The sequence below is a fragment of the Alteromonas salexigens genome (assembly GCF_025628895.1).
Classification (GTDB): Bacteria; Pseudomonadota; Gammaproteobacteria; order Enterobacterales; family Alteromonadaceae; genus Alteromonas; species Alteromonas salexigens.
The window spans coordinates 438,112-454,571 of sequence record NZ_JAOTJC010000004.1 but is presented as its reverse complement, the minus strand read 5'-3'; the positions used below and the strand labels follow the sequence as shown (position 1 = coordinate 454,571).

Genomic DNA, 16,460 nt, shown 5'->3' with positions numbered 1-16,460 from the left:
CCGGGTGCTGGCTGTAATGGCCAGCACATACGTTGAGTAATCGGAGAGATAGTCATGGCCAGCGGTAAAGAGATAAAAGGTAAGATTGGGAGTATCAAGAATACTCAAAAGATTACCAGTGCGATGGAAATGGTTGCTGCGTCGAAAATGAAAAAGGCGCAGGAACGCATGGCCTCTGGCCGCCCATACGCACAAAGCATGCTAAAAGTGATTGGTCACATTGCCAACGGTAACCTGGAATATCGCCATCCATATCTGGAAGAGCGTGAGGTTAAACGTGTTGGTTACATTGTGATTTCCACTGACCGGGGCTTATGTGGTGGTTTGAACACCAACGAATTTAAGCTCGTCACCCAGCAAGTCAAAGACTGGCAGGAAAAGGGTGTAGAAGTGGACTTCGCAGCGTTAGGGGCAAAGGCATGTAGTTTCTTCAATCGGTTCGGTGGCAACTTATTAGCTGCTGAGTCTGGATTGGGCGACAAGCCAAGCGTCAGCGATATCGTTGGCGTAGTACGTGTCATGCTAAAAGCATATGACGAAGGAAAGCTGGACCGGGTTTACCTGGTATTCAACGACTTCATCAATACCATGACACAAACCCCAGTGAGCAATCAGTTATTACCTTTGCCTAAGTCTGATGACGACGACTATAAGCATCGTTGGGACTACATTTACGAGCCAGATCCACGGGAAATCCTGGAATCATTGATGGTGCGTTACATTGAGTCTCAGGTGTACCAGGGCGTGGTAGAAAACGCTGCATCTGAGCAGGCTGCCCGAATGGTTGCAATGAAATCTGCAACCGACAATGCCGGCAACCTGATTGATGATCTGCAACTGGTATATAACAAAGCGCGTCAAGCTGCAATCACACAAGAAATCAGTGAGATTGTCAGCGGTGCCGCAGCGGTGTAAGCAAAGGTTTAGAAGAGATAACGAGGACAAATTATGAGTCAAGGTAAGGTCGTCCAAATCATTGGCGCCGTTGTGGACATTGAGTTTCCACAAGATGCGGTACCAAGAGTATATGACGCACTGCGAGTGACCGACGGTGAACTTTCAGGGCTGACCCTGGAAGTGCAGCAGCAGTTAGGTGGTGGTGTAGTTCGTACCATCGCTATGGGTTCTTCCGACGGTCTGCGCCGCGGTATCACAATTGAAAATACTAACGCCCCAATCATGGTGCCAGTGGGTACTAAAACCCTGGGCCGTATCATGGACGTACTGGGTAACCCCATTGACGAAGCGGGTCCTATCGGTGAAGAAGAGCGTATGTCTATTCACCGCGCGGCGCCTAGCTACGAAGACCAGTCGAACGCCGTTGAGCTGCTGGAAACCGGTATCAAGGTTATCGACCTGGTTTGCCCGTTTGCCAAAGGTGGTAAAGTTGGTCTGTTCGGTGGTGCCGGTGTTGGTAAAACCGTAAACATGATGGAACTTATCCGTAACATCGCGATCGAGCACAGTGGTTTCTCGGTATTTGCCGGTGTTGGTGAGCGTACCCGTGAGGGTAACGACTTCTATCATGAAATGAACGACTCTAACGTACTTGATAAAGTATCGTTGGTGTACGGCCAGATGAACGAGCCGCCGGGTAACCGTCTGCGTGTAGCACTGACCGGTCTGACAATTGCGGAAAAATTCCGTGACGAAGGCCGTGACGTACTGTTCTTCGTAGATAACATCTATCGTTACACACTGGCAGGTACCGAAGTATCGGCACTGCTGGGACGTATGCCTTCAGCGGTAGGTTATCAGCCTACTCTGGCAGAAGAGATGGGTGTACTGCAGGAACGTATCGCCTCAACCAAGACAGGTTCAATCACGTCAATTCAGGCGGTATATGTACCAGCCGATGACTTGACTGACCCGTCACCAGCAACCACCTTTGCTCACTTGGACGCAACGGTAGTACTGTCACGTGATATCGCGTCTCTGGGTATCTACCCTGCGGTAGATCCACTGGATTCTACTTCACGTCAGCTGGACCCACTGGTAATCGGTCAGGAGCACTACGACGTAGCGCGTGGCGTACAAACAGTACTGCAGCGTTATAAAGAGCTGAAAGATATCATTGCGATCCTGGGTATGGACGAGCTGTCTGAAGAAGACAAGCTGGTTGTATCCCGTGCACGTAAAATTCAGCGCTTCCTGTCACAGCCGTTCTTCGTAGCGGAAGTGTTCACTGGTGCGCCTGGTAAATATGTTTCTCTGAAAGATACCATCAGCGGCTTTAAAGCAATCCTCGACGGCGAGTACGACGATTTGCCTGAGCAAGCCTTCTACATGGTGGGATCGATCGAAGAAGCTGCAGAGAAAGCCAAGAAAGCAAAATAAGCATGACTGGTGCTTAGCACCAGCTCTGTGACATTAAGCTTACGTACCTAATCAGGAGGTTCACATGGCAGCAATGACAACGCATCTGGACGTAGTCAGCGCAGAACAGCAAATTTTTTCTGGTCGCGTTGAAAACATTCAGGTGACAGGTAGCGAAGGTGAGCTGGGTATCCATCCCGGACACGCGCCACTGATCACTGCTATTAAACCTGGTATGGTGCGTTTGGTGAAACAGCACGGTGAAGAAGAAGTTATCTACGTAGCGGGTGGTGTACTGGAAGTACAACCTGGTACCGTCACTGTACTGGCTGATACTGCGGTTCGCGCGGAAGACCTCGACGAACAGGCAGCAGAAGACGCCAAACGACGTGCAGAAGAGCACATCGCCAACCCAGGCGCTGACTTTAACTACGCCGAAGCCGCTCAAGAGCTGGCCGAAGCTATTGCTCAGCTGAGACTTATTCAGAAGCTGCGCAAGTAATAAATTCAGTAGTTATAAGCAAACCCGGCTCCGGCCGGGTTTTTTATTGCCTGTAAAAGTATGGCGTATACACGCGCTATGACTATACTGATCCCGCGACTGACAGCAGTTCGTTTTTCGCCGTGAGCATACAGGGAGCCTCCCGGCTCCTTCGTTTACGTTTAAGAGAACGGCTGCGGGGGGGGGAAGGGAACCACGGGCAGCAATAGGGTGCACTCAACTCACCTACAGCAGGGGGATCATGCAGATTCTGCGTCACCCTGACCGACACAAAAACACTACACGGCGGAGAGCAACGGAATGAGAAACAAGGCCATTAATTATCTGGAAGTACCCTCTTCAGACTTGCCGGCCACCAAGGCGTTCTTTACAGAGGTTTTTGACTGGCAATTCACCGATTACGGTGGAGAGTACAGTGCGTTTGATACGCCGGAGATGCAGGGCGGCTTTTATCACGCCGATACACCGTCACTTACACGCACCGGCGGTGTGCTGGTAGTGTTTTACTGTGAGGACCTGGCGTCGTGCCGGCAACAGATAGAAAAGGCCGGTGGGCGTATTGTGAAGCCCATTTTCGCGTTTCCCGGCGGCCAGCGGTTTCATTTCAGTGAACCCGGTGGCAGTGAATTCGCAGTGTGGTCAGAATAGCCCTCATACTTGATAATTGTATAAAGGGGGTTACGCTTAAATCCTGAACAGGGAAGTACCGGGCTCCGGATGCACGAGGCATCTGGTTGATTAACTTGGCCTACCCCCATGATGGGAGTAAACTAGCCAAAAATAGAAATTTCTAAGTAGAAGTCTTTCGTGCACAGTCCCTTTTCAGGTAACCCTACAGCCATGCCGCTGAGTAGCCGCTATATGTCGCCGGCCGCCATGGCTTTATGGGTGATACCGCTGGCATACGTATTGATTACTCTTACCTTAAATTATCTGGCCGGCACCCTTACCCTGCCGTCAGCGGGCGAGGTACGCGCACAGCGAGACTTTAACGCTGCGCTGGGTATGCCCATTGTCACCGGTTATCTATGGTTTAACGTGCGCCTTTTACACAGACGCACAGCGTCTACTATTGTCAGCTACCTGATTGCCCAGCAGCGCATGACAGAGTTCAGTTATTACCGCGATGTGCTAACCCGCTGGCTGCAACATCAGGTGATTATTGCCGCCTCTATTGCGTTACTGGTAACGACTGTGTACCTGGCCAGTGAAGGGCTGCTGGCGCTCGACCTGCAAATTGGCGTGCTACTGCTGAACGTGACTGCGGTACCGTTCTGGTTTTTTATCTGGCTTTACCTGTTACAAGTCACCACTACCACCCGCTTCATTAGCCGCCGTCTGATCTCCTCCGCCGGGAACGGCCTGTCAGAGATTAAACTACTTAAGCCGTTTTCAGACTTAGGCCTGAGTAACGCTATTCATGCAGTATTTAGTTTATTGATCGTGCCGGTTTTCTGGTTCGGAAAGGACATTCCCACCATCGATATTGTGCTGCTTAGTATTTTTGGAGGTGGACTGTTTCTTTATCTGTTGCTGCCTGTGTTCCGCATGCAGACCGTGATGAAAAATCTCAAAGTCCAGGCAGTCAATCGATTAACTGCGCGCATGCAGGATATCTATGACCAGGCCGCCAGTAAACCCCGGCACAAACAGGACCTGTTGCGCTCTCTGAATCGCTGCCAGGATCAAATTGAAGACATACAGTCGATGTCCGTCTGGCCTATCGATCTTCGTCAGTCGCTGAAGATAGTGGGGGCGTTTTTGCTTATCCCTCTGTCCTGGGCCTGTCTGTCGCTGGCGGAGTACTTCACAATCTAACCGGGGTACCGGGCATTAACAGGGAGGTTTTATGCGCATCTACGGCGACAAACGCTCGGGCAATTGTTACAAAATTCAACTGCTACTGGCGTTAACAGGACAAACCTGCAAGTGGACCCACATGGATATTCTGCGCGGGGATACCCGTTCCCCCACGTTTCTGGAAAAAGCACCCGCCGGTAAAATCCCGGTACTGGAACTTGATGACGGCCGGATCCTTACCGAATCTAACGCCATTCTGAATTTCCTGGCCGCGGGCACTGCACTAGTGCCAACGACGCCCTTTGAGCACGCAAAGATGCTGGAATGGCAGTTTTTCGAACAGTACAGCCATGAGCCGAATATTGCAGTAGCCCGCTTCATTAAACTATATCTGGGTTTGCCCGCTGCCCGCCGTGAAGAATACGAAGCAAAACACGCCGCAGGCTATCGTGCCCTTGAGGTTATGGAACAGCAGTTAAGTCGCACGCCCTACTTGCTTGGTGAGCAGTTTTCGCTGGCGGATATTTCTCTGTTTGCCTACACCCATGTGGCTGACGAGGGGGGATTCGATTTAGCGCCCTTCCCGGCTATTCGATACTGGCTTGAACTTATCACAACCCAGCCGGGATTCGTGTCGATGGGTTAGCGATTGTGTCCCCGGCGATGGCATGCCGGACCCTGCCAGTGCGCCTGCATGGCGTGTTGAAGACGCAGCAGCGCAGCTGTGTCTGTTCCATACCCGGTGGTCAGACTGTACGCCACCGCCTCCAGTGTAGACAGATGATGCTCACCGTCCGTATGCCGAATGGCATATGCTGACGCCGGGTTGGCGGAGAAATGAAAACTGGGCAGCCTCTGTAACCATGGGTGTGCCAGCCACAATCCTTTTGCCTGACGCCAGCTGCCATCTAAAAATACCAGATTAGTGAATGCCTGCGGGGCGTCTTCAGCGTGAGATTCCCACGGCATACTCGCCGGGCCCGGGTAGATCACCGCGCTGGGCTGTTGCTGACAACGGTCAGCAAGGCTGTTTATCCGCTGGTTATCGTCTGCCGGTATGCAGTGGGCGTCAGGCACACACAGGCTGACCAGCCGCGCCGTGTTTTTAGCGTGGTCGCGCTCTCGCGGGTGTTGTATCAACCACACGGAAACGGGGCTGTGCACCTGTTGCACATGTGCGCACACGCAGGTGCGCAGGGGATAATGGCATTGTGAGCAATAGTCGCGCATGATAGATGGTTCGAATAACGAGGGGTCAAGTATGCCGAAAAAACCTGCCTGCGAGCAAATGTTGCAGGTACTAAAGCTGGTGCCGGTGGGTCGTGTTGTCAGCTATGGCCAGCTTGCAGACCTGGCTGGCTTACCCGGGCGGGCCAGACTGGCAGGACGGTGTCTGCTCCAGTGCGAAGAGACTGTCCCCTGGCACCGTGTGGTGCGCAGCGATGGGAGACTGGCTTTTTCAGCAGGCTTTGCACAGTTTACCGAACAGCGTATCCTCCTCACGGACGAGGGAATTAGCGTTATTAACGGCCGGGTAAAAATGCGGGAGGTGGTGTGGAAACCCGATCTGTATACCTTGTTAGTGGAGCTGAGCGGATAGTATATTTAATCACGGGCGTGGTATAATACGCTCCGGATGAAAGGATAACTTCAGCAAATAATTCGAATGACGGAACGCACACTAAAAACCATCAGTATCAACGACCTGGCCTCGGGCATGTATGTACACCAGATTGCCGAACAATCTGGCAAAGTAAAAATTAAAAGCCAGGGCAAGGTGACGAATCAGGCAGTGGTAGACACGCTCAGAACCAAGGGCGTAAAAAAGGTCGTAATTGATGAGAGCAAAGCGTTCGATCCTGCGCCCTCCTCGCCGACGACTGACCCTGACGTGCCATCACCTCAGCAACGTGCTTCAAAACCTGAATATGGCAGCCGCTCGGTGAGGTTTGAGGATGAACTCACCCGCGCCCAGAAATTACATAAACAGGGTAAAAGCATTCAGAAGCAATTGCTGAATGCGGTACAAAAAGGTCTGCCTTTTGACGATAAGATCCCCCGTGAGTTTTCGCATAAGCTGGTGGAGTCTATCGATCGCAATCCCGATGCCTTGCTGTGTCTGACAAAAATTCGTGAAAAAGACGATTATCTTCTGGAACACTCGTTAAACGTGGCGATTCTGTTGGCTAATTTCGGTCGCTTTATTGGTATGGATGAAACACAGGTCAACGACCTGGCGCACGCAGGTTTTCTGCACGATATTGGCAAAATCCGTATTCCGGACCGCATTCTGCATAAGCCCGGCAAGCTCACCGATATGGAAATGAACATCATGCGCGACCACGTGTTTTATGGTGTTCAGGCGCTTGAAGAAGAAAATATCCCGGCGCACCTTATCCGCACCGTCTCTGAGCACCATGAGCGACTGGATGGCTACGGCTATCCGAACGGCAGTCGGGGCGATGAAATCAGTCAGGAAGGCCGCATGCTGGCCATTGCTGATATGTACGATGCGCTGACCGCCGACCGCTGCTACAAGCAGGGCATGCCCAGCCAGCGCGCGCTACAGATCCTGGTCGCCGACTCTCCTCACAAGCTCGATAAAGAGTTGGTCTTACAGTTTATTAAGTGTATGGGGGTATACCCGGTCGGCAGTATTGTGCTGTTGAGCAATGAACGGCTGGCAGTGGTAACTGAGCAAACCGAGAATGCCCACAAGCCCAAAATCCGGGTATTCTATTCGGCCCGCAATAATCACTACCTTGAACTTAAAGACGTGGACCTCGCTGTCACCAGTACCATGCGTATTGAAAAAGCCGTGCAACCTGGTGACTACAATATTGATGTACAGGCGTTTTTTGAACGGGTGGTAAATCAGTAGCGTCGCCGTAAAGCAACACCGCTGCATAATATTTGCGCGCCAGAAAGGGTGACCGTGTAGATTTTACGGTTTCACCCGCTGCTACCGCCCCCGCCCGGCGACTGACTTTCCCACTTCTGTTTACCTCTGGTTCAGCTTTCAGCGGCTATTATGGGTATGTTTCGCCTGTTAGGCTAAACTGGAACAGGACTTGCTGTAACTCTCTTTGACGAAAATAACAGAGTGACGAGGACGTTATGAAAAAGACATTAGCTGTAAGTTTACTTGCTGCGTCAGTAGCCATTGGTGGCTGTGCAAATAACCCTTCAAATACCCAGAAGGGTGCGGCCATTGGCGCGGTAATGGGCGCCATTCTGGGTAAAGCCACGGGCGATCATGATAAAAGCCGTTACGCGTGGGGCGCCGCAGTAGGTGCCATTGCCGGTGGTGCCATTGGTAACTACATGGATAAACAGGAAGAAGAGTTACGAAACGAACTCTCTGACTCCGGCGTGCAGGTGGTCCGCGAAGGCGATAACTTGCGTCTGATCATGCCCGGCGATATCACGTTTGCTACAGACAGCGCTTCCATTAGCCCAAACTTTAATCCGGTACTCAATGACGTGGCAAAGGTGCTTAACGAGTATGAGAAAACCGTATTGATGATCAAAGGTCACACTGATGATACCGGCGCGGCCGAGTACAACCAGGGGCTGTCAGAGCGTCGCGCCAATGCCGTGAAAATGCAGCTCACGTCCTTTAACGTCAACCCCACCCGTATCACTGCGGTAGGTTTGGGTGAATACCAACCCAAGGTTGCTAATACCAGCCCGTCGAACCGCCAAATGAACCGTCGGGTTGAGCTGGAAATTCAACCGCTGACGCAGAACAATACCTGATAGGTATTCTGAGTAAGTGACCAATCACGCCACCCTTACCGGGTGGCGCTGTTAATTAGCGTGAGCCCGAACCGAGGCCGCCACCTCACCAATTATCGCATTCGGCACGGGGAGCGTCAGATGATACTGCTCGACCCGCCACTCCCCTTCGGATTTCTGTAATACCCCGGTTCCACGTGTAACACCCAGGCTATCATTGTGGAGCATCTCCACAAACCAGGCCACCTGGCCACTCTCAGCGACCGTGACAGTGCGTTCTGTCATCGTATAAGTCCATCCCTGACCCTGGCTGAAATAAGGCTGAGCGTAAGCCTGAAACTCCTCTTTTGACCAGGTTTCACTGGCATCGGTGCCGATAAACATGGAATTAGGTGAGTACAACGAAAAGTAGCTTTTCCCATTCGCATCGGCAGCGAAAGTATGCAGGTCATTGAGCACGGCATGTATACGCTGTTTGTTGGTGTCTGCAACTACCGGAACGGCCAGGAAACAGGCTGATAAAATTAAACCAGTGCGCATAGCGGACTCCATGATTAAAACAATTATAAAAACGCCGCTGAAGAGGGCTCTCAGCGGCGAAATACGTTGGTGCATAATGATTCGAGTAATTATTCTATATTCTGAATCTGCTCACGCATTTGTTCAATCAGTACCTTCAGCTCTACCGCCGACTGGGTTATATCGCTGTTAATGGACTTTGAACCCAGGGTGTTCGACTCGCGATTGAATTCCTGCATCATGAAATCAAGGCGACGGCCCACAGCTCCGCCTTTGGTGAGGATTTTACGAGTTTCCTTAATATGGGAATTCAGCCGGTCCAGCTCCTCGGCAACATCCACCTTTTGAGCCAGTAAAATCATTTCCTGTTCCAGCCGGCCTGGCTCCAGTTCCACCCTGGCTTCTTCAAAGCGGGTTTGAATACGCTCTCGCTGCCAGTTCAGCACTTCCGGCATCTGTTCGGCGACTTTCACTACTTCCTGCTCAATGCCATCCAGGCGTTGTTCAATCAGTGACTTCAGCGTGGTGCCTTCAGTTCCACGGGCTTCCACAAAATCATTCAGCGTGTTATCAAACGCGTCCAGTAGTTGTGCCTGGATAGCATCCATGTCCGTTTCTTCAGAGGCTATCACACCCGGCCAGCGAAGCACATCAAGCGGGTTTACACCGGTGGACTGGCCATGCGCCTGCACCCAGTCAGCCGCATGCAGTATTTGTTTGGCGAGATCTTCGTTAAGGTTTAGCTTACCTACTGCGGCATCGTTGGCGGTAAAACGCAGTGCGCATTCTACTTTGCCCCGGGCCAGGCGCTTTCGGAAGCGTTCACGTAGCATGGGCTCCAGTGCGCGGAACTGTTCAGGCAGGCGGAAAAAGGTTTCTAGAAACCGTTGGTTAACCGAGCGGATTTCCCACACCGCGGTGCCCCATTCCTGTTTAATTTCGCCCCGGGCGAACGCTGTCATGCTGTATATCATAGTGAATCCTGATTGTGACTTCCTTTATTTATTCTACCCTAACCCTAGCCATTTAACCGTACAAGTAAATAAGTTATATGTTTAAACCTTTATCATCTGAGAACTGGTAAGGTATCGCAGAGGGCGTAAACGCCCCGTAATTTGAAGCAACGCGCTTTCAGTAATTAGCAATGCAGGTCGCAGTTAAGCAGGTATAAGCGGCGAAAACCGCAACCTGTTCAAACCCCGTTGCGCCGATTTTCATTTTCATGCCAGGCCCCTCCTGCGTTATACTTAGCGCTTATTATTCGTAGCCCAACAATAAGGAATGCACTATGCGTCCAAGCGGCAGAACCGCCAGTCAGATCCGTCCCGTTACCCTTACCCGTCAATATACCTGCCATGCCGAAGGTTCGGTGCTGGTTGAGTTTGGTAATACCAAAGTGCTGTGTAACGCCTCTGTGGAAGAAGGTGTTCCGCGTTTCATGAAAGGTCAGGGAAAAGGCTGGATCACGGCGGAGTACAGCATGCTGCCCCGCGCGACCCATACCCGCAGTGCCCGTGAAGCGGCGCGGGGTAAACAGGGTGGTCGGACTCTGGAAATCCAGCGGCTGATTGCCCGCTCGCTGCGCGCTGCAGTAGACCTGAAACTACTGGGCGAAAATACCCTGACACTGGACTGCGATGTTATTCAGGCCGATGGCGGTACCCGCACTGCTGCGATTACCGGTGCCTGTGTTGCGCTGGTAGACGCGCTCACTTATATGCGTGCCAAGGGCATCATTAAAACGAATCCCCTTAAGCATATGATTGCGGCGTTGTCGGTGGGTATCTATAACGGCAACCCCATTGCCGATCTGGAATATTCTGAAGACTCTGAAGCAGAAACAGATATGAACGTGGTCATGACCGAAACCGGCAAACTGATTGAAGTTCAGGGTACCGCAGAAGGCGAACCTTTCTCCTTCGACGAAATGCAGGAAATGATGGAAATTGCCCGTGATGGTCTGCGTGAGCTGTTCGACATTCAGAAAGCCGCACTGGCGTAGGGGGCCCCATGAAAGCATTCCAGCGCGAGTTTATTGCATTCGCTATTGAACGCGGCGTCCTGAAGTTTGGTGAATTTACCCTGAAATCCGGCCGCCAGAGCCCGTATTTTTTCAATGCGGGACTGTTTAACCGGGGCGGTGATTTAGCCCGGCTGGGCCGGTATTACGCCGCTGCGCTGGAAGATGCCGGAGTGCCCTTCGATGTACTGTTCGGTCCGGCTTATAAAGGCATTCCTATTGCCACTACTACCGTTGTGGCACTGGCCGACCATCATGATCAGGACGTGCCCTATTGCTTTAACCGCAAAGAAGCCAAAACTCATGGTGAAGGCGGCAATCTGGTAGGCAGTCCGCTCGCCGGACGGGTGATGCTGGTGGATGATGTGATTACCGCAGGTACAGCCATCCGCGAGTCCATGACCCTGATTGAGCAAAACAATGCCAGTCTGGCCGGGGTGTTAATTGCGCTGGACAGACAGGAGCGCGGTCAGGGTGAGTTGTCCGCTATTCAGGAAGTAGAGCGTGACTTCTCCACTCAGGTGATTGCAATTGTGACTCTGGGGGATGTGGTAGCCTATCTGCAAGAAGTCGGTGGCTATGATGACAGTATTGCTGCCATTACCCGTTATCGCAACAATTACGGTATCTGATTTCGCACTATGAGCACTTCTGACGATTTTGCGCAGGCCGATCATCAGCTGGATACTCTGGGGCTGCGTTGCCCGGAACCGGTGATGATGGTTCGCCTGCAAATCCGTAAAATGAATGAGGGCGAGAGCGTCTGCGTGACTGCCGACGACCCCGCCACCACCCGGGATATCCCCAGTTTTTGCCGGTTTATGGACCACACCCTGGTGGCCACACAAACACAGACCCTTCCTTATCAGTACCTGATAAGGAAGGGTCTTAACACTTAGGTCCGGCGATAGCGGGCCTCAAAGGCACAGTAAATACCGAACAGCACAAAGCCGGCACCCACTGCACCCAGCAGAAGCTGACCAAAGGCCTGCTCAGTCAGCGTACTCAACGCTTGTTGCAGACCACCGGCTTTTTCCGGGTTGTGCCGCCACGCGGCAATGGCAAAGAAACCCCCAACCAGTACATACACCACGCCTCGCGCTGTGTAACCCAGACGACCGGCGGTACGGGTGGTCTTTTGCTCCTCAGAAGACAGCTCCCTGTGTTTAAACTTCTTCATGAAGTCACCAGTGTACGCATGCTTAAACTGGATAAAGGCAAAGATGAGAATGGTCACACCAATGGCTCCTACCAGTAGCTGGCCCCACTGATACTGCATGAGCTGGGCGGTCATATCTTCACTACTGCCGCCGCCTTTACCGCTTTGCTCGCCGGTAAGCACTTTCAGACCCAGGTAAGCCACCCCTGCGTAAAGTACCCCTGAGACAAACAGGAACACCCGCATAATGATGTCTTTACCATTACTCATATCCAGGTCTTCAGTATTCAGGGCGGCTTGCAGCCAGCGCCAGATGGTGTAGCAGATAAGGCCGATTATCAGGACGGTCAGCATTACCTGTCCGAAAGGCTGGGACTTAACAGTCTGAAATACGTTTTGCTGTGTAGTGTTTTCACTGCCGAAGGCAGATATTGCCGAGGACAATATAAACAGCCCCAGCATGCAATACATCACTGTTTTGGCGCTATAGCCCGCGCCGGCTACAACACTTACCCATTTGGGTTGCTCATTCATGTTGAAGATTCCTGTGAAAAGCCAATAAGTATAGGAGGCTTTTCAAGAAACAGGCCAGCTTGGCGGTCCTACCTGGCGTGTGCACTTGCTGCCCGGCAAAAAATTGCAGAAGGAGACGGTTCTGACGGTCACTGAGGTACTGTAGTACAGGCATGTATAACTGGAGCGCGGGCTACCGTGGAGTCGGCCCGAAGCTGGTCGCATCGGGCCGGCGGTCACAGCAGGGTTCTCCTTCTCTGCACTTCCTGGCGTTACACAAAGCAAGTGAGAAGAATAAAGGGGGTATCTTAGCCTCCCAGCCACGCCGATAGCGCCCACAAACCCAGTACTACTGCTGTGGCGAAGGCAATAGCACGAAAATTATAGCGTCTGATCAGGCGTTCGGCTTCATTGCCGGCAATATAGACCACCAGCGCCAGACCGAAGTAGCGTAACGACCGGGCAAGCACCGTGGCCAGCAAAAACCATGGTAGGGAGTACTGGGTGGCACCCGCGGCCAGCATGGCTATCTGGAAGGGAATGGGCGCGACGCCCAGAGTTAGCACAAACCAGAAGCCCTCCCGAGCCATTTTACTTTTTACCTGTTCAAACTGTTCGGGGCTGGAGAGTAGCTGGATCAGCCAGTCACCCAGCACGTCAAACAGGTAGTAGCCCAGCGCATAGCCAAACAAGGCGCCAACTGCACAACCTACCGTCGCCATCAGCGCAATCAGCCACAACTGCTCCCGCCGCGCCTGCATCAGTGGCACCAGAACGGCTTCAAGCGGGACCGGCACAATGGTGGACTCCAGAAATGAGGCCACCGTTATGCCCTTGAGCATGTGCTTTGACTTCACCAGCCTGTGGGTACGACGCTTAATTGCTTTGCTGACGGCCATGACTTATCAGGGTTGCTTGTAAATGGTGCCGTCCTTCATGACGAATGAGACTTTTTCCATGCTGGTAATGTCTTCCAGCGGGTCGCCGGATACCGCGATGATGTCCGCCAGCTTACCCGCTTCCAGCGTACCCAGCTTATCCGCTACGCCAAGTAAGTCGGCAGTAGCCACTGTGGCACTGCGCAGCGCTGCTGCGGCCGGCATCCCCGCCTCTACCATTAATGCGAATTCCTGTGCATTGTCACCATGGGCTGAAACCCCACTGTCGGTACCAAACGCGATATTCACGCCTTCCTGATACGCTTTGGCGAAGGTTTCCTGGATCAAGGGGCCAATAGCGGCTGCTTTGGGACGCACAATGTCTGGGAAGTACCCATCAATTTTCGCTTTCTCGGCCACGAAGGCGCCGGCCAGAATGGTGGGTACATAGTATGTACCGTGTTCTTTCATCAGCGCGATAGCTTCCTCATCCATGTAGGTGCCATGTTCGATAGAGTCTACGCCGGCGCGGATTGCCCGTTTCATGCCCTCTTTTCCGTGGGCGTGTACAGCGACAGTCATGCCATAATCAGCGGCCGTATCGACAATGGCTTTCACCTCATCATCCATAAACTGCGGGTTCTGGCCGCTCTTTGCCACACTCAACACGCCGCCGGTGGCGGTGATTTTAATGACATCTGCGCCATCCTGATAACGTTGACGCACAGCCTCTCTGGCTTCCGCCACGCCGTTTACCACTCCGTCCTCTGGACCGGTATCCGGGCGCAGACTGCGTGACATGCCGTTACTTGGGTCAGCATGACCGCCGGTGGTGGCAATGGATTTTGCTGCGGTGTAAATGCGCGGGCCGGGAAAGAGCCCTTTGTCTACGGCATTACGCAGTGCCACCGTCTCGTTGTAACCGTCACCCAGGTTACGCACGGTGGTAAAGCCTGCCATCAGGGTTTTCTCGGCATAATTTGCTGCACGCAGCGCCAGATCAGCTTCATTAAGGGTATAACGGGCCAGATAGGTCTGTGGGCCATTGTGTTGAGACGACAAGTGTACGTGCATGTCCATCAAACCGGGCATCACCGTGGCATTTTTAAGATCAACAACCGTATCGCCCTCATCGGCTGACTGATAGCCGTCAGTGATGGCAGCAATCTTGTTATCTTCGACCACAATGGTCATGGCGTCCTGGATATCATCACTGGTGCCGGTAAAGACTTTGCCGGCGTGGATCAAGGTGGCCGCATGGGTCGTGAAAGACAGCGTACCGATAGCTACAGCCAAGAGCGTTTTTTTCATGGATAAGTTCCCTGTTGTTGTTCGAATTTCACTCTAAGGTAAGGACGACATCAACACAAAGACAGATACGACAGGTAACGGCATACTGAGACAGCCGCAGGTATGCCAGCAACTCAGGCCTGACCCGTCTGCATTTCACCCAGCGTGTAGGTGTGACCATTGCTGGTTAACGTAAGACGGGTGACACCGTTGTCGTCTGTGGTGCTGGTGGCCCGCACCAGCAACTGGTAGTAGACGTTCTGATGCAGGCGCGCCCACAGGTTACGTCGAACCTTGATATACGGGATGGGGGTGGCGTCAGGATCGGCCAGAGCCGCCGGTGGTGGCCGCAGCTCAATGGGGTGGCTCTCGCCCACTTCACAATCGTCTCCGGTCTGCGTAGTCAGAATATAGTTGTCTCCTTCCTGTTGCCAGTTGGTAATAACAAACGGCACGTCTTCGACGGTGAGGCCAATTTTTTCTACCGGTGTAACCAGATAATAGCGGTCGGCTTCCTTTTTCAACACAGATGCGAATAGCCTGACCAATGCAGGGCGGCCAATAGGTGAGTTTTCATAAAACCAGCGACCATCCAGCGTGACTACCATATTCATGTCGCCACAAAAAGGCGGATCCCAGTCCTCCACCGGCGGAATGGGCCGGGACCCGGATTCGGTCCCGGCTAACTGTTGTTGGATCCTACTGATATCCATTTTCTTGCAGCACCGCTTTAATCTCGCGTAGCTTGGCTTTAATCCGCCGCATGTTATCCGGGCCGGTCCGCAACAATTGTTTTTGCGGCTCGCTGAGCGACTCCAGCTTAGGATCGGCAAATTTATACGCCACCGAGTCGGTATACACTTCTACCGGCATGGGCACTTCCGGGGTATCCAATAACTGATTAATGGCATCTACCATAACGTCGTTGAAGGGCTGGTCAGGATCGCCAATTTCAGCATACTTTTTCTGAATATCGCCTTTGTAGGTGTCGTACAGGTTCAGTAACGCCTCATTGTCGAACGACTCCAGCATATTTACATAGGGCGTATAGCGCTTGTAACTGGCGGCATCAATCCACTCTTTATCGGCCTGTGTGTAGGTACGGAACGGCTGCTCGGGCGGCGTGACCAGCTGGTGGTTAGGCGCCATTTTGTCGTCTGCAAGATTTGTCACCGACACCACAAACCGTTGTAGCAGCGCTTCATTGACCAGGATCCGGTTGACCTCGTCTTTGTTCTCCTGGCTTACTTCTGCCAGTGCTTCCTTGATGGCCACATCGCTGGTGTCCAGTGGTTCAGGCTCGATCTCCGGGGTTTCCGGCATGGGCTGGGCTTCGGCATCAGGATCTAATTCTACAGTGGATGGAGCGGGCGCCGGCTCAATCACTTCCGGTTCATCGGGCATCTGCATTTCCGGCTCGGTTACCTCCGGTTGCTGCGACACGTCGTCGGTATCGTCGCCCGACGGCCAGAACAACACGGCCAGAATGACAATGACTACCGCGCCAATGATCAAAATATGGGGGGTTAGTGTACGTTTTTCTGACTCTTCACTCATATTGTCTCCACCGTAATCTAATTCCTTGTCAGATAATACTATCAGACATTGTACGTATTATTGGAAGTTCAACAGACAGATTGGTTCCGCGAACGGACAAATTCCTCTTTTCTATCAGGTTTCTACTGAATTTCGCCAGAATTTGATCTTTTTTAATCATTCAGTTTC

The 16,460-nt window shown here is 52.4% G+C and carries 20 protein-coding genes; 12 read left to right on the top strand and 8 right to left on the bottom strand.

Annotated features, from left to right (window positions below):
- The first annotated feature begins 54 nt into the window (after window positions 1–54).
- From atpG to OCL06_RS03145, 6 genes are all read left to right on the top strand, one after another.
- Window positions 55–915, top strand: a complete 861-nt coding sequence (gene atpG / locus OCL06_RS03170) for a F0F1 ATP synthase subunit gamma (protein WP_262992284.1) — start codon at window positions 55–57, stop codon at window positions 913–915.
- Window positions 916–948: 33 nt separating this feature from the next.
- Window positions 949–2,337, top strand: a complete 1,389-nt coding sequence (gene atpD, locus OCL06_RS03165) for a F0F1 ATP synthase subunit beta (RefSeq protein WP_262992283.1) — start codon at window positions 949–951, stop codon at window positions 2,335–2,337.
- Window positions 2,338–2,401: 64 nt separating this feature from the next.
- Entirely contained in the window at window positions 2,402–2,818 is a 417-nt protein-coding gene (locus OCL06_RS03160; protein ID WP_262992282.1) for a F0F1 ATP synthase subunit epsilon, read from the top strand.
- A 300-nt stretch (window positions 2,819–3,118) separates the two neighbouring features.
- Complete coding sequence (locus OCL06_RS03155) at window positions 3,119–3,466, top strand: VOC family protein (protein ID WP_262992281.1); 348 nt, start codon at window positions 3,119–3,121, stop codon at window positions 3,464–3,466.
- 159 nt (window positions 3,467–3,625) lie between these two features.
- Complete coding sequence (locus OCL06_RS03150) at window positions 3,626–4,636, top strand: hypothetical protein (protein WP_262992280.1); 1,011 nt, start codon at window positions 3,626–3,628, stop codon at window positions 4,634–4,636.
- A gap of 31 nt (window positions 4,637–4,667) precedes the next feature.
- Window positions 4,668–5,264 carry a glutathione S-transferase family protein gene (locus OCL06_RS03145; protein ID WP_262992279.1) on the top strand — a complete coding sequence of 199 codons (597 nt, stop codon included), beginning with the start codon at window positions 4,668–4,670 and terminating at the stop codon, window positions 5,262–5,264.
- On the opposite strand, the gene OCL06_RS03140 is transcribed toward OCL06_RS03145, so the two are convergent.
- The gene (locus OCL06_RS03140; protein WP_262992278.1) at window positions 5,261–5,848 is read right to left on the bottom strand and encodes a tRNA-uridine aminocarboxypropyltransferase; all 588 of its coding nucleotides are present in this window, start codon (window positions 5,846–5,848) and stop codon (window positions 5,261–5,263) included. The genes OCL06_RS03145 and OCL06_RS03140 overlap by 4 nt on opposite strands.
- A gap of 31 nt (window positions 5,849–5,879) precedes the next feature.
- On the opposite strand from OCL06_RS03140, the gene OCL06_RS03135 reads away from it, so the two are divergent.
- The 3 genes from OCL06_RS03135 to OCL06_RS03125 all read left to right on the top strand — a co-directional run bounded on the left by OCL06_RS03135 (window position 5,880) and on the right by OCL06_RS03125 (window position 8,377).
- The gene (locus OCL06_RS03135; RefSeq protein WP_262992277.1) at window positions 5,880–6,218 is read left to right on the top strand and encodes an MGMT family protein; all 339 of its coding nucleotides are present in this window, start codon (window positions 5,880–5,882) and stop codon (window positions 6,216–6,218) included.
- A gap of 66 nt (window positions 6,219–6,284) precedes the next feature.
- Window positions 6,285–7,499, top strand: a complete 1,215-nt coding sequence (locus tag OCL06_RS03130; protein ID WP_262992276.1) for a cyclic di-GMP phosphodiesterase — start codon at window positions 6,285–6,287, stop codon at window positions 7,497–7,499.
- A 236-nt stretch (window positions 7,500–7,735) separates the two neighbouring features.
- Window positions 7,736–8,377: a YiaD family glycine zipper/OmpA-like lipoprotein gene (locus tag OCL06_RS03125; protein WP_262992275.1), complete on the top strand. Its 642-nt coding sequence runs from the start codon at window positions 7,736–7,738 to the stop codon at window positions 8,375–8,377.
- A gap of 51 nt (window positions 8,378–8,428) precedes the next feature.
- Here OCL06_RS03125 and OCL06_RS03120 read toward each other — a convergent pair whose 3' ends face one another.
- Window positions 8,429–8,896, bottom strand: coding sequence for a nuclear transport factor 2 family protein (locus OCL06_RS03120; protein WP_262992274.1), 468 nt, complete (start codon window positions 8,894–8,896; stop codon window positions 8,429–8,431).
- An 89-nt stretch (window positions 8,897–8,985) separates the two neighbouring features.
- Complete coding sequence (locus OCL06_RS03115) at window positions 8,986–9,849, bottom strand: YicC/YloC family endoribonuclease (RefSeq protein ID WP_262992273.1); 864 nt, start codon at window positions 9,847–9,849, stop codon at window positions 8,986–8,988.
- 314 nt (window positions 9,850–10,163) lie between these two features.
- Between OCL06_RS03115 and rph the strand changes: the two genes are divergently transcribed.
- Genes rph through tusA form a run of 3 tightly spaced genes read left to right on the top strand, consistent with a single transcriptional unit; the run spans window position 10,164 to window position 11,794 of the window.
- Window positions 10,164–10,877 carry a ribonuclease PH gene (gene rph / locus OCL06_RS03110; RefSeq protein ID WP_262992272.1) on the top strand — a complete coding sequence of 238 codons (714 nt, stop codon included), beginning with the start codon at window positions 10,164–10,166 and terminating at the stop codon, window positions 10,875–10,877.
- An 8-nt stretch (window positions 10,878–10,885) separates the two neighbouring features.
- Entirely contained in the window at window positions 10,886–11,527 is a 642-nt protein-coding gene (gene pyrE, locus OCL06_RS03105; protein WP_262992271.1) for an orotate phosphoribosyltransferase, read from the top strand.
- A gap of 9 nt (window positions 11,528–11,536) precedes the next feature.
- Window positions 11,537–11,794 (top strand): sulfurtransferase TusA, encoded by a 258-nt coding sequence (gene tusA / locus OCL06_RS03100; protein ID WP_262992270.1) that lies wholly within the window; start codon window positions 11,537–11,539, stop codon window positions 11,792–11,794.
- Here tusA and OCL06_RS03095 read toward each other — a convergent pair.
- The 5 genes from OCL06_RS03095 to OCL06_RS03075 all read right to left on the bottom strand — a co-directional run bounded on the left by OCL06_RS03095 (window position 11,791) and on the right by OCL06_RS03075 (window position 16,292).
- Window positions 11,791–12,588 (bottom strand): DUF1206 domain-containing protein, encoded by a 798-nt coding sequence (locus OCL06_RS03095; RefSeq protein WP_262992269.1) that lies wholly within the window; start codon window positions 12,586–12,588, stop codon window positions 11,791–11,793. The genes tusA and OCL06_RS03095 overlap by 4 nt on opposite strands.
- A gap of 287 nt (window positions 12,589–12,875) precedes the next feature.
- Window positions 12,876–13,466 (bottom strand): YqaA family protein, encoded by a 591-nt coding sequence (locus OCL06_RS03090; protein ID WP_262992268.1) that lies wholly within the window; start codon window positions 13,464–13,466, stop codon window positions 12,876–12,878.
- Between the two features lie 6 nt (window positions 13,467–13,472).
- Window positions 13,473–14,756, bottom strand: coding sequence for a metal-dependent hydrolase family protein (locus OCL06_RS03085; protein WP_262992267.1), 1,284 nt, complete (start codon window positions 14,754–14,756; stop codon window positions 13,473–13,475).
- Between the two features lie 113 nt (window positions 14,757–14,869).
- Window positions 14,870–15,448, bottom strand: a complete 579-nt coding sequence (locus tag OCL06_RS03080) for a DUF1285 domain-containing protein (protein ID WP_262992266.1) — start codon at window positions 15,446–15,448, stop codon at window positions 14,870–14,872.
- Complete coding sequence (locus tag OCL06_RS03075; protein WP_262992265.1) at window positions 15,435–16,292, bottom strand: DUF3014 domain-containing protein; 858 nt, start codon at window positions 16,290–16,292, stop codon at window positions 15,435–15,437. Before OCL06_RS03075 ends, OCL06_RS03080 begins: the two co-directional genes overlap by 14 nt.
- Window positions 16,293–16,460 lie beyond the last annotated feature (168 nt).

Excerpts from the sequence above, each read along its gene's own strand:
- atpG (WP_262992284.1), top strand. The coding sequence starts at position 55 with ATGGCCAGCGGTAAAGAGATAAAAGGTAAGATTGGGAGTATCAAGAAT.
- atpD (WP_262992283.1), top strand. The coding sequence starts at position 949 with ATGAGTCAAGGTAAGGTCGTCCAAATCATTGGCGCCGTTGTGGACATT.
- OCL06_RS03160 (WP_262992282.1), top strand. The coding sequence starts at position 2,402 with ATGGCAGCAATGACAACGCATCTGGACGTAGTCAGCGCAGAACAGCAA.
- OCL06_RS03155 (WP_262992281.1), top strand. The coding sequence starts at position 3,119 with ATGAGAAACAAGGCCATTAATTATCTGGAAGTACCCTCTTCAGACTTG.
- OCL06_RS03145 (WP_262992279.1), top strand. The coding sequence starts at position 4,668 with ATGCGCATCTACGGCGACAAACGCTCGGGCAATTGTTACAAAATTCAA.
- OCL06_RS03140 (WP_262992278.1), bottom strand. The coding sequence starts at position 5,848 with ATGCGCGACTATTGCTCACAATGCCATTATCCCCTGCGCACCTGCGTG.
- OCL06_RS03135 (WP_262992277.1), top strand. The coding sequence starts at position 5,880 with ATGCCGAAAAAACCTGCCTGCGAGCAAATGTTGCAGGTACTAAAGCTG.
- OCL06_RS03130 (WP_262992276.1), top strand. The coding sequence starts at position 6,285 with ATGACGGAACGCACACTAAAAACCATCAGTATCAACGACCTGGCCTCG.
- OCL06_RS03125 (WP_262992275.1), top strand. The coding sequence starts at position 7,736 with ATGAAAAAGACATTAGCTGTAAGTTTACTTGCTGCGTCAGTAGCCATT.
- OCL06_RS03120 (WP_262992274.1), bottom strand. The coding sequence starts at position 8,896 with ATGCGCACTGGTTTAATTTTATCAGCCTGTTTCCTGGCCGTTCCGGTA.
- OCL06_RS03115 (WP_262992273.1), bottom strand. The coding sequence starts at position 9,849 with ATGATATACAGCATGACAGCGTTCGCCCGGGGCGAAATTAAACAGGAA.
- rph (WP_262992272.1), top strand. The coding sequence starts at position 10,164 with ATGCGTCCAAGCGGCAGAACCGCCAGTCAGATCCGTCCCGTTACCCTT.
- pyrE (WP_262992271.1), top strand. The coding sequence starts at position 10,886 with ATGAAAGCATTCCAGCGCGAGTTTATTGCATTCGCTATTGAACGCGGC.
- tusA (WP_262992270.1), top strand. The coding sequence starts at position 11,537 with ATGAGCACTTCTGACGATTTTGCGCAGGCCGATCATCAGCTGGATACT.
- OCL06_RS03095 (WP_262992269.1), bottom strand. The coding sequence starts at position 12,588 with ATGAATGAGCAACCCAAATGGGTAAGTGTTGTAGCCGGCGCGGGCTAT.
- OCL06_RS03090 (WP_262992268.1), bottom strand. The coding sequence starts at position 13,466 with ATGGCCGTCAGCAAAGCAATTAAGCGTCGTACCCACAGGCTGGTGAAG.
- OCL06_RS03085 (WP_262992267.1), bottom strand. The coding sequence starts at position 14,756 with ATGAAAAAAACGCTCTTGGCTGTAGCTATCGGTACGCTGTCTTTCACG.
- OCL06_RS03080 (WP_262992266.1), bottom strand. The coding sequence starts at position 15,448 with ATGGATATCAGTAGGATCCAACAACAGTTAGCCGGGACCGAATCCGGG.
- OCL06_RS03075 (WP_262992265.1), bottom strand. The coding sequence starts at position 16,292 with ATGAGTGAAGAGTCAGAAAAACGTACACTAACCCCCCATATTTTGATC.